Raw genomic sequence first — 12742 nt, 5'->3', positions numbered from 1 at the left:
TTAAAAATTATTTTCTTTTTCTAAATTTTATAAAAATTTTATTACACGAATGATTATATCATATTTTTTGAAAAAATCAAATATTTTTTAAAGAATTTAAAAATTTATTTTCTTTTTTATATGATGCTAAATAAAATCTTATCTCCCACTCTTAATATTACATCTCCAGAAGGGATAATATCCTTATCTCCTCTTCTTATTGAGATGATGTGCATACTTCTTGGTAAAGATAGATCTCTTATTGCTTTATCCACATATTCAGAATCTTTCTCTATAAATAATCTCTTTATAGATAACTCCTCTAATTCTTCCAAATCAATCTCTGTTGCATCATTATTTTTTTCTTTTTCAAACAAATTGAAGAACTTAGCTAGAGGTTTTAATGTCATTCCTTGAATAATAACTGAAAATACAACGATATAAAATACCATATTAAACATAGCTTGAGATTTTTTTATCCCTTCTGTTATTGCCATTGTTGAGAATATAATAGGTACTGCCCCCTTCAATCCTGCCCAAGAAATAAAAAGTTTTTCTTTTAAATTATAATTAAATTTTTCTAAGAGCAAAAATACAACTGCTGTCCTTGAAACAATTGTAATCAAAATAGCCAAAATACTTCCACTTATCATCACTTTTGCCAATTGACTTGGAAATACCAGAAGTCCTAGTAAAACGAACATCATTATCTGCATTAGCCAAGATAGTACCCTCATATTTCTAAAACTATTCATCTTAAAATCAAATCTCTCATTTCCAACTAATATTCCCATAAGATAGATAGCTAAAAATCCATTCCCTCCCAATATTGAACTCAAAGAGAAACAGATAAAAAGAAAAGCAATTAAATGAATTGTCAAAAACTCTTCTCTCTCTATCTTTAAAAACTTTCCAATAGGTAGTGTTATTCTTCCAAAAATAACCCCTAATATCCCCCCTATTATTATCTGCTTTATTAAAAAGAAAATTCCTCCCAATACTGAAGGTCCTTCAGCTTTAAACATAGAGATTATAAACAGTATTAAAGCATATGCCATAGGATCGTTACTTCCTGACTCTATCTCTATCACTGTCTTAACTTTTTTCTTTAAGTTAGAATCTCCCAATACTGAAACAACTGCAGCAGCATCTGTTGAAGAAACTATTGCTCCAAAAAGTAAAGCTTCTTTTGGAGTAAAATCTGTAAGAAAAAATGCAAAAAGGGCTGCAAATAAAGTTGTTAAAAGCACTCCCAATGTAGCTAGTATTCCACTGGGATAGAGAGCTGAAAGGGCATCACTTTTCTTTGTCTCCAGAGCACTTGAAAACAAAATAAATAAAAGAGCAAAATTTCCCAAATGCTGTGTTAATTCAGCATCATCAAAATATATTCCACCAATTCCTTCAGAACCAGCTAATATCCCTATAAATAAAAACATAATAAGCAATGGAACTTGAACTTTTTTAGATAATCTAATTGAAAATAAACTTATAAAAAGTAAAACACCCATTGTTAAAATTTTATACTCCATTATCTTTTCCTCCATATATTTAAAAATTTTAATAAACCAAACCTATTTTCTATATACTATACCTTTTTTTCATAAATTCATACCATTTTTTATATTCTTCTTCATGAATACTATTCTTCAAGAATACAAAATTAAACTCTCTCTCCTCAAAAAAATTTTCTAGATTAATAATTGCTAATTTTCTCATTAAAATCTCTTTCTCTACTGCTCTTTCATAAATAAAAGATATTCCTTTATTTTCTTTTACCAACTCCTTTATTATATTTATATTTTCTATTTCATATTTCTTATTGAAATCATTTAATGACAAATTATTATCATATAGTATTTTTTCAAATATATCCCTTGTTCCTGAACCATTCTCTCTTAAAATAATTCTCTCTTTTACAATATCATCAAATTTAGTAATTTCAGTAGCAATAGGATTATTTGCTGCACATATTCCTACAAATCTTTCCTTAGAAAAAAGATAATTTTCATACTCAGTTTTTTCAAAAAATCCCTCTATAAATGCAAAATCTATATTTCCTTTTTTTAATTCCTCTAAGAGTTCACTAGTATCTCTTATAATAAAAGAAATATTGATCTCAGGGTATTTGCTAGAAATCTCTGATATAATTTTAGGGATAATAAATTCACCAATAGTAAAAGTAGCTCCAAAATGAAGATTTTTTTTACTAATATCTATATTTTTTATCTCCTCTCTTATCTTATTAGCATCTGAACTCATTGTTAAAAGATATTTATATAGCGCTTCTCCCTGCTCTGTTATAGTTAAAACTTTTTTATTGTAATTAAAAAGCTTACATCCATAAAATTCTTCTAAATATTTTATGTGCTGACTCACTGCAGGCTGTGTCATATGTAAATTCTCTGCAGTTTTAGTATAATTTCTAGTTCTACATAATTCTATAAAGGTATCTACTCTAAAGTCTAACATTTTTTCTCCTTGATTATAATTTTTTATTATATTTTAATAAAAATATATAATTTTATTTTATACTTTTTTTATGATAAAATCAAGACATAAATAAGAAATAAAATAAATATTTTTAGGAGGCTATTATGAATTTCAAATTTTCTAATGAACAAGAAGTATTTTTATCAAAAGTGAGAGATATAACTATGAAAGAGGTTGCTCCTATCGCAGCTAAAATAGATAAAGAAGCATCATTCCCTGTTAATACTATTAAATTATTAGGAGAAAATGGTATTATGGGAATACCTTTTGAGAAAAAATATGGTGGACTTGAAATGGATAACTTAACTTATGTAGCAGCTGTTGAAGAGTTATCAAAAGCTTGTGCCTCTACTGGTGTTATTATGTCAGCACACACTTCTTTATGCTCTTGGCCAATAGCTACTTATGGTACTGAGGAGCAAAAAATTAAATATCTAACTCCATTAGCTAGCGGTAAAAAATTAGGAGCTTTTGGTTGGACAGAAGCTGAAGCTGGAACTAAAACAACTGCAATAAAAAATGAAAATAAATATGTATTAAATGGTAAAAAAGTTTTAATTACTAACTCACATGAAGCTGATATCTTTGTTGTATTTGCTAAAACAGATTTAGAAAATGGAACTCTTTCAGCTTTTATTGTAGAGAGAGGAACAAAAGGATTTTCTGTAGGTGAAGCAGAGGATAAAATGGGAGTAAGAGGTTCTTCTACTGCTGAGCTTTTCTTCGATAACTGTACTATTCCAGAAGAAAATTTACTTGGAAACTTAGGTGAAGGATTAAAAATAGCTATGTCTACACTTAATGGTGGAAGAATAGGTGTAGCAGCTCAAGCTGTAGGACTTGCACAAGGAGCTTTAGATGCTGCAATAGATTATGTAAAAAATAGAATGCAACTTGGCAAACCTATATCACACCACCAAAATACTCAATTTGTCATAGCTGATTTACAAACAAAAATAGATGCTGCTAGACTTATGACTTATAGAGCTGCTAATATGAAAGATTTAGGAGAGGATTATGGATATATGGCATCTATGGCAAAATTATTTGCTTCAGAAATAGCTATGGAAGTTACAACTAAGGCAGTTCAATTATTTGGGGGAAATGGATATTCTAAAAAATTCCCAGTGGAAAGAATGATGAGAGATGCTAAAGTTACTGAAATCTATGAAGGAACTTCAGAAGTTCAAAAAGTAGTTATTGCTGCTCATATGGGAATTAAATAAAATAATTTAAGAATAACTCTCGTTCAAAAAATAAAGAGCAAGTATGGCTCAGCTCACTAAAAACACAAAACTCGCTTCACTCAAACAATTGTGTTTTTTAGCGTTCGCTTTTGCTGACTTGCTCTATTTATTCTTCTCAATCTTCTTTATTCTTGAATTTTATAATTTTTATAAAACTAAAATCTAAATATAAAATATTAGAAATTTACATAATAACCATGCTCTTTAAATAAACTAATTACTTCACTTACATTTTCACTTTTAATCAATAAGTGGAAATCTTCCCCTTTTAACATAAGAGGTTTAAATCTTTCATCTTTAGTAATAGTTTTTATAAGTTCTTTATCATTTTTTAGTTTTAAAACTACAAATTGACTTTCAGCTTTTATAACACTACTTTTTTCTAAAATATCTTCAAAAAACTCTCTCCAAAGTTGGTTAGGTTCAGAAGTTATTTTTGTATAAAATTCATTTATTCTTTCCTCTATCTCTTTAGAACTACTGATTCCTCTTAAGAAATTTTCTCTAGTAAACTTATATTTATTTGTAGCTATTCTTTGAGATACTCTCTCTAAAAACATTGTCTTAACTGGAGCATCTCCCATAAGAGTAGCTATAAGTCTATCTTCATCTAGGATTACCTCTCCATCTTCTTTTGCATTTTTAAAGTCATACTCATCTATTCTATCGAAGCAATATCTTCCTAATTCTGTAAATTTAATATATTTAATTCCATCATATTTACTTAGATATCCATTTTTTAGATATAGAGAGTTATTAATTGATGGGTAATCATAATAGATTTCAAATACTCCTAATACTCCTAATAGGAATAGTACAGATTTTATAAATGGTATCACAACATACATTTGATACTTTTCATAGTTTAAAATTTTTGTTCTCTCATAGTTAGCCTCATTTATATAAATATAATCGTAGGCATCTTTTACATCTATTATTTCAATAAACTCATCTCTATATAATATTGCTTTTATAATATTATCTACACTTACAGGCTTATCATCTGGTAACTCGTCTATTATCTTTTTAATAGTTGCAAATCCTCTTTTTATCTCCTCTTTAGATTTCCAAATATTCTTTACTCCCTTTAGATAGTTTAAGTAAAGAGAAGTATAGTGATAATTTTCCTCTTTGATAAGCTCTCCACTTATAAAATCTCCAACTATATTTTTTATATTTGAAACTTTAAAATAATTTTCATCAATATATCTATCTTTTACTAAGAAAAAGAAAAGTGCTATTGTTTCAGTTTTTAGATAATCTAAATCTTTAGAATCTTCATAATATTCAGTTATATTACAATATTTTTTCATATTAAGTTTTGATTCTTTCAATATCTTAGCACTACTTGATAATTTTACTCCCCCTTGAGAATAAAACTCAAAATACATCTTAAAGTTTTCTATTAACTCTTTCTCATTATTATTTACAAGGTTTGCTTTTATTTTTTTCTGTGGAATAATATTATATTCCTCTGGCTTTTTCATATATTTTCTTATTACTCTAAGAATATCATAATCTAGGTAAAGATACTCTCCCTTTTTTATATCCTTATCAGCTTTAAAGAATAAAAACTCCTCTTTTAAGTCCTTATTGATATCGTAATTATTTTCTAATTTTAAAAATCTTTCTCTATTAGTAATAAAAAATTTTCCGTTCCAAGCAACCTCTTCAAAAACCTCTCTTACATCTTTATCTAGTTTTTCAAAAATTGTACAGAATATCTCTTCTTTAGAATAAAATTGCTCTAACAAATCTAAAAAAGTCTGTTTATTACTATTTTCACTAATTAAAGAGATTTCAAAAAGTCCTAGGTTACTCCCTATATACCCTTCAGCTATCCAGTCTAAAAAATATTTAGTATAAAGTTTAAATAAAACTTCCTTAGAGTAAAACTCATTTACTGCCTCTCTAAATCTATCTTTACTTATTGCCATCTCTTCTCCTAAACTTTTTTATTCTCCTAAAATAAATTCAATATCCTTCTCAGTAAGTGTTTTTAAACTAGAACTATCTTCAGATATTAAACTATCTAGAAGTTTTATTTTTGATTCTTGTAATTGAAGTATCTTCTCTTCAATAGTATCTTTTAGTATCAGTTTATATGAAAATACTGTTCTATCTTGTCCCAATCTATAAGCTCTATCTATTGCTTGATTTTCAACTGTCTTATTCCACCAAGGGTCATAGATAAATATTGTATCAGCAGCAGTAAGGTTTAATCCTACTCCTCCTGTTTTAAGAGTCATTACAAAAACTTTATATTTATTATCTTTTTGGAATTTATCTACTAATAGCTGTCTATCCTTAGTGGCTCCACTCATAGAAAGATATTTTATTCCATATTTTTCTAAGTCATCACAGATATTTTTTATAGAGTTAATATAGTTTGTAAATACTAATACTTTGTGTCCATTCTCCACTGCATCTAATATGTTATTGATAAGTACCTCTCTCTTACTAGAAGTTACTCCAACACTTTTTGATTCTGGACAACTTGTTATCTGTCTTAACTCATTTAAAGCTTGTAATATAAAAAATTGTGTCTTTCCTAATCCATTCTCTTTTATTTGAGAGTGTACCATATTGTAATAGTAGTTTCTTCTCTCTTCATAAAGTTTTTTCTGCTCTGGATTCATCTCAATATACATAGTTTTCTCTATCTTATCAGGTAAATCTTTCAGAACCTCTTTTTTTATTCTTCTTAAGATAAATGGATATACCTTTTTCTTAAGCTCCTCTATTGCCTCTTGGTCATTTTCTCTTTGAATTGGAATAGCATAATAGTTATTGAACTCTTCCATTGTTCCAAACATTGATGGATTTAAAAATCTAAATAATGAATACAATTCACTTAGGTTATTCTCTATAGGTGTTCCACTTAGAGCTATTCTATGTTTAGCATTAAGTAACATAATAGCCTTTGTTGTTTGTGCATTTACATTTTTTATATTTTGAGATTCATCTAATATTACAGCATCAAAGTCATAATCCCTTATAATCTCAATATCATTTCTAATAGTTCCATAGGTTGTAAGTATTATACTATTTTTCTTTATAATATCTCTATTTCTAAAGTTTCCATAGTATATTCCAACCTTTAATTTAGGACTGAATCTTTTTATCTCACCATCCCAGTTGTAGATAAGAGATTTTGGCATAACTACTAAGCTTTTTCTCCCTTTTACTTGGTGTAATCTTGTCAATACAGAGATAGCTTGTAGAGTTTTTCCAAGTCCCATATCATCTGCTAGGCAACCTCCTAAATTATTATCCATTAGGTATGACAACCACTTATATCCATACTCTTGATACTCTCTAAGTTGGGCTTTTACCTTTGGAGGTTCTATATCATAATTTTTTATATTATTTATTCCCTTAAAGAAATCTCTTGTTCTATTCATCTCTTCAGAGAAAATCTTATCCTCTATCAATTCCTCTACAAGAGGTAAATCAAAGAAAGAAAGTTTTACTTTTTTCTTATCACTATCTTTGAAAAGTCTCTCTAATTTCTCAATATATTTCTTATTGATTAGAGCACTTGTTCCATCACTTAACATTATATAAGAATCTTTTTTATATGATGAAAGAACATCTAGTATAGAAAACTTTTCTCCCTCTATCTCTAACTCTATCTCTCCTTCTAAGAAATCTATAGAGTGGCTAAATTTTCCTATAACCTTTGGTTTTACTGCTTTTATATTATACTTTCTAAGTTTATCAGTTCCTACAACTCTATACTTAGAAGCTAACTGTAGTAAGTCCTGCATAATAAACTCTTTAGCTAATTTTTCCTGCATAATAATTAGATTACTTTCATCTAAATAATAACTTGCTCTTACCTTTAAATTTTTCTGATTTTTTGCTAAAATCTTTACAATATCCTCTACTGCCTCAGATATCCTACTTATATCCACTTCACAAATAGATATTTTTTTCTCCATATTATTAACAATAGCTACTTTTTCTATCTCATGTCCCTTTAAAAAATCATAATGCATACCTGATACCATTAAAGTAACTTGAAGATACAAACTATTATCATAGGATATTTTCTCTATTACTAATTGTGGATTAGGAGTGCACTTTTCTCCTATTACAACCTTATAATCCTTATACTCTATCTCAATATTTTTAAAATATTTTATAGTAAGAGTTAAAAAATTTTCTAATCCTGATTCATCAATAGTTCCAACTAATTCTTTTAAGGTATGGAAATCATTACTCTCCATATCTATAATATAAAAAGTATTATCAGCTAAAATTAAATCCTCATTTATAATTATAAAATCATTTATAGAACCATTTAATAAAAGCTCTGTATTTAAAGATGTAGCACTATTTTCCTTTTCTTTAATTATAAGAGCTAGTGTGTTCTCTCTTTTTACCCACTTAAGTGGCTCCATTTTTTCATTTACAAGTTTAGGATTATCTATCAGATATTCTATCAAATCTGGGTGTTCATTTAGATATGCTTCTTCATATTCATTTTCCCAATCTATAAAAAAACTATCCTCTTTTATTCCCTTTATATATGTTAAAATCTGACTAGTAGTATCTTCTGCCTCTTCATCTACCTCAATATTTTCCAACATCTCTTCATTAGAATCTACTGGAGTAACATAGGCTCCTCTCTCATCTATTTTTAACATAAAGTATATTTTTTCTAGTATATCATCTCTCTTTTCTAAGCTCATAATCTTCTCTACCCTTACTATCCTTAATTTTTATTCAGAGTATATTATATCAAAAAATACGAATTTTATCAATATTTTATTTATTCTTTAGCTCTAAATACATATCATTCCACTTTGCTCCTCCATGTGAAGATGCTGATATTCCTAGATGTTTAAACCCAAATTTAGAATAATAATGTACTAAATGGTCTTTACAAGTAAGAACTACTCCTTTCTTACCCCTTTCTATACTCAATCCTATTAATTTTTTCAACAATTCTTCAGCTATTCCCTGTTTTCTATATTCAGGTACTACATCTAGTCCAAAAACTGTCTGATAATCTCCATTAGGTTTATGTAGTTTTGTATTATGATACAGCTCGTCTGGAAGTTCTGGAGTATTAGTTGTACAACCATTTATAAATCCTACTACTTTTCCATCTTTTTCTGCTACTAAGAAATTTTCACTGAAAGCTTCAAATCTTATTTTTAATGTCTCTCTATCAGCTGCTTCTGCTACTGGAAAACATTCTAATTCTATATCAGCTATTCTCTCTACATCCTCTTTTTTTGCAAATCTTATTGTTAACATAAAAATTCTCCCCCTATATCTCAAATATTTTCTCACAATTTTTTACAATTCTTATAACATTTATATTAACTCTTTTTTCCAACTCTTCAGCTATTTTATACTTATCCCACATATGCATTGGAATTATATTTTTTACTTCAACTCTTTTTATAAAATCTTCCACACCTAAGAAGCTATTTTCCTCTAATCTTGGGTCAACTGGATAAAATAGATAATCTACTTTTTCTATATTCTCTACTATTTTTTTCATTTTACTCATATAAAGATCTCTCATATCCTCTTCTTCTTTTGGTGTATCATCTGGCCAAGCCCACCAATTTAAATCTCCTGAGTGAAAGAATCTCTTTCCATCACATTTTACAAAATAGGATACCCCTAAATCACTTGATCCAAAAACTTTTATCTCTAATCCATCTATGCTTAGAGTATCTCCCTCTTTTACAAAATATTTTTTTACTTCTGCTTTAATATCATCACTTAAAACATATTCTACCTTTGAATTTTTTTCTTTCCACTTTAATATCTCACTATTAAAGTGATCCCCATGTCCATGAGATGAAAATACTAATAATTTTTTATCATTTTTTATAAAATCATCTATTCTAAAATTTCCACTATTTCTTTTAGGTTCCATATAATAATCAAACACTAACTTATAATTTTCTGTTTCTACTGCAAATCCACTGTGATAAATATAAAAAATCTTCATCTCTACCTCCTAAATACAACTATTCTCTATATTATAGCTGTTAATATTATTTTTGACAACTTTTATTCTGCTTTGATATAATTTATCTATCAACTTTTTAAGGAGGATTAATATGTTTAAATTTAACCATTTCAACTTTAATGTATTAGATTTAGAAAAAAGCTTAAAATTTTATGAGGAAGCTTTAGGATTAAAAGAAGTAAGAAGAAAGGAAGCTGAAGATGGGAGCTATAAATTAATTTATCTTGGGGATGGAGAGGGACATTTTTCTCTTGAACTTACTTGGCTTAGAGATAGAGAGGAAAAATATGATCTAGGAGATGAAGAGTTCCACTTAGCCCTTACTACTGAAAATTATGAAGAAGCTTACAAAAAACATAAAGAGATGGGAGTTATTATATACGAAAATCCAGCTATGGGAATCTATTTTATAGGAGACCCAGATGGATATTGGATAGAGATAGTTCCTGCTAAAAAATAATTTTGATAAAAAGAGGAGTTTGCACCGAATATACAAACTCCTCTTTTTTCTTGGGGAAAGAATTTTATGAATTAATTACTATGTTTTTTTGACGTAGTTTTTCTTTAAAAAGTTTAAATAATTTTATTTTTTTGATATAATTATCTTATAAATATGAAGAGGTGAAAAAATGAAATTAAATGAAGTATTAGATGAATTAGTTATAAAAAATAGACCTATTAGTCAATATGGGAATGTTGCTAACTATATTCCAGAACTAGATAAAGCCCAAAAAGATGCTCTAGGAATTTTTATAACTGATATCACTGGAAATAAATTTCATGCTGGAGATTGGAATACAAAATTCACTATACAAAGTATATCTAAAATAGTAACTCTTATGCTAGCAATTCTAGACAATGGCGAGGAATATGTATTCTCTAAAGTAGGTATGGAACCTACTGGCGATCCATTTAACTCAATAGTAAAACTTGAAACTTCTCGTGGAAGAAAGCCCTATAATCCTATGATTAATGCTGGAGCGATTGCTGTTTCCTCTATGATAAAAGGAAAAGATGCTAGAGAGAAATTCGAACGTCTTTTGGACTTTTTTAAATTAATCTCTGAAGACAGTACTCTTGATGTAAATTATAAAATCTATTGTGGAGAAGCAGAAACAGGAAATAGAAATAGAGCTATGGGGTATTTTTTGAAAAGTGAGGGCATAATTGATGGAAATGTAGAAGATGCTCTTACAGTTTATTTCAAACAATGTTCTATTGAGGTGACTGCTGAAACTCTTTCAAAAATAGCACTGTTTCTAGTTAATAATGGAAAAATTTCTACTGGAGAAACAATTATCCCACCAAGAGTAGCCACTATTATAAAAACATTAATGGTTACTTGTGGAATGTATGATAGTTCTGGAGAGTTTGCTATAAGAGTTGGTATCCCATCTAAAAGTGGTGTAGGTGGTGGAATACTATCTGTTGTCCCTGGTAAGATGGCTATTGGTGTCTATGGTCCATCTCTAGATGAAAAAGGAAATCCTATTGCTGGTGTTGCTCTTTTAGAAGATTTATCTAAGAAATTAAATCTTACTATATTTTAATTTCTCCTTGACTATTTTAAGTTTATACCTTACTCTATTGTAATGAGATTTTAATTTTTTATTTGGAGGAATAATGTTTAAGGCTATTGATTTAAAAAGAGACTCTGTTTCAAAACTATTTTTTAATTTTTCAATACCTGCCGTTACTGGTATGATGGTTAATGCTCTCTACGCTATTGTAGATGGAATTTTTATTGGACAAGGGGTAGGAGCTGACGGACTTGCTGCTGTAAATATTGCTTATCCTGTTATCAATCTTGGTATTGCCATAAGTTTATTGATTGGAACTGGTGGAGCTACTTTAATGTCCTTACATCCTAAAAATATTAAGTTTAAAAATACTTGTTTTTCACATATAGTTACTTTGAATATTATTTCCTATATTATTATTTTGGGATTAGTTTTAATTAGTGGAGATAGTTTAATCTTTTTATTAGGTTCAAGTAAGCAGTTAGCTTTACAAGTTAAAACATACCTATATACTTGTGTTATTGCTATGATATTTTTGATGCTATCTAATAGTTTAAATGCAGTAGTTAGAAATGATAAATCTCCTGTATACGCTTTTATATCTATGGTTATTGGAGCTATTACTAATGTATTTCTAGATTGGTTATTTATCATAGTATTTAAATGGGGAGTTTTTGGTGGTGCTTTTGCCACAGCTATTGGACAATTATTTTCTTTTTTATTTTTAGTAAAATATTTTTATAGAATAGATTGTAAAATAAAATATAAATTCCAAAAGTTAAAATTAACTTTTCTTAAAAATATTATCTCTATTGGATTTCCATCATTTACAATCGAGTTTACAGCTGCACTTACCAATGCTCTTTTTAATATCTCCTTTATGAAATTTTTAGGAGAAATTGGAGTATCAGCTTACTGTATTGTCGCATATATCTGTTATATATTTAGATGCTTATTTACTGGATTATCTCAAGGAATTCAACCTGTTATAAGCTATAACTATGGAATAAAAGAGTATGAGAGAGTTAAAAAAACATATAGATTAGGGCATATAGTTACTTTCTTGATATCTTCATCTATACTATTAACTGTAATATTCTTTGGAAAACATCTAGTAAAATTATTTAATAATGATAAAGCTCTTGTTGATTTAGCAGCACATGGATTGATTTTATTTGCTAGTGCTATTATCTTTCAAGGAGCAAACTTTATCAATATATCATACTTACAATCTAAAGGAATGACAAAACTATCTAATATAATCTCCTCATTGAGAAGTATTGTATTTTTTATAATCTCAATAATTGTACTTCCATTATTTTTAAGAGAAACTGGGGTTTGGTTATCTCTTCCAGCTTCGGATCTTATGTGTTTTATTGTTAGTATAATTATTCTTAGAAAGGAACTTCCTTTTTCATTTAAGTTTTCTAAGAAAAAAGATAAGAAAAAATTTATAAATTTATAAAATGAAGGAGCTATTACAAATTTTAAATTGTACTAGCTCC

10 protein-coding genes are annotated in these 12742 nt (G+C 28.0%); 4 read left to right on the top strand and 6 right to left on the bottom strand.

Translation table 11 applies throughout. The annotated features are described in order from the left end of the window. Positions 1 to 116 precede the first annotated feature (116 nt). Together FMAG_RS02695 and FMAG_RS02690 are read right to left on the bottom strand one after the other, a co-directional pair. Positions 117 to 1511, bottom strand: coding sequence for a potassium/proton antiporter (locus tag FMAG_RS02695; protein WP_005883794.1), 1395 nt, complete (start codon positions 1509 to 1511; stop codon positions 117 to 119). Between the two features lie 49 nt (positions 1512 to 1560). Next, positions 1561 to 2451: a LysR family transcriptional regulator gene (locus FMAG_RS02690; RefSeq protein WP_005883792.1), complete on the bottom strand. Its 891-nt coding sequence runs from the start codon at positions 2449 to 2451 to the stop codon at positions 1561 to 1563. A gap of 125 nt (positions 2452 to 2576) precedes the next feature. On the opposite strand from FMAG_RS02690, the gene FMAG_RS02685 reads away from it, so the two are divergent. Then, entirely contained in the window at positions 2577 to 3698 is a 1122-nt protein-coding gene (locus tag FMAG_RS02685; RefSeq protein ID WP_005883790.1) for an acyl-CoA dehydrogenase family protein, read from the top strand. 197 nt (positions 3699 to 3895) lie between these two features. On the opposite strand, the gene FMAG_RS02680 is transcribed toward FMAG_RS02685, so the two are convergent. From FMAG_RS02680 to FMAG_RS02665, 4 genes are all read right to left on the bottom strand, one after another. Next, positions 3896 to 5656 (bottom strand): hypothetical protein, encoded by a 1761-nt coding sequence (locus FMAG_RS02680; RefSeq protein ID WP_005883788.1) that lies wholly within the window; start codon positions 5654 to 5656, stop codon positions 3896 to 3898. Between the two features lie 18 nt (positions 5657 to 5674). Further along, on the bottom strand, positions 5675 to 8416 hold the full coding sequence (locus FMAG_RS02675) for a DEAD/DEAH box helicase (RefSeq protein WP_005883786.1): 2742 nt from the start codon (positions 8414 to 8416) through the stop codon (positions 5675 to 5677). A 76-nt stretch (positions 8417 to 8492) separates the two neighbouring features. Further along, entirely contained in the window at positions 8493 to 8987 is a 495-nt protein-coding gene (locus FMAG_RS02670) for a GNAT family N-acetyltransferase (protein WP_005883784.1), read from the bottom strand. Between the two features lie 13 nt (positions 8988 to 9000). Next, complete coding sequence (locus FMAG_RS02665; RefSeq protein WP_005883782.1) at positions 9001 to 9696, bottom strand: MBL fold metallo-hydrolase; 696 nt, start codon at positions 9694 to 9696, stop codon at positions 9001 to 9003. Positions 9697 to 9808: 112 nt separating this feature from the next. Between FMAG_RS02665 and FMAG_RS02660 the strand changes: the two genes are divergently transcribed. The 3 genes from FMAG_RS02660 (at position 9809) to FMAG_RS02650 (ending at position 12702) form a co-directional block, all read left to right on the top strand. After that, the gene (locus FMAG_RS02660; RefSeq protein WP_005883780.1) at positions 9809 to 10177 is read left to right on the top strand and encodes a VOC family protein; all 369 of its coding nucleotides are present in this window, start codon (positions 9809 to 9811) and stop codon (positions 10175 to 10177) included. 169 nt (positions 10178 to 10346) lie between these two features. Further along, positions 10347 to 11267 (top strand): glutaminase A, encoded by a 921-nt coding sequence (gene glsA / locus FMAG_RS02655; RefSeq protein WP_005883778.1) that lies wholly within the window; start codon positions 10347 to 10349, stop codon positions 11265 to 11267. 73 nt (positions 11268 to 11340) lie between these two features. Then, the gene (locus tag FMAG_RS02650; RefSeq protein ID WP_005883776.1) at positions 11341 to 12702 is read left to right on the top strand and encodes an MATE family efflux transporter; all 1362 of its coding nucleotides are present in this window, start codon (positions 11341 to 11343) and stop codon (positions 12700 to 12702) included. The last annotated feature ends 40 nt before the right edge of the window (positions 12703 to 12742 follow it).

The organism is Fusobacterium mortiferum ATCC 9817 (genome assembly GCF_000158195.2).
Lineage (GTDB): Bacteria > Fusobacteriota > Fusobacteriia > Fusobacteriales > Fusobacteriaceae > Fusobacterium_A > Fusobacterium_A mortiferum.
The sequence above is the reverse complement of the archived record's forward strand: the minus strand, read 5'-3'. Positions and strand labels throughout refer to the sequence as shown.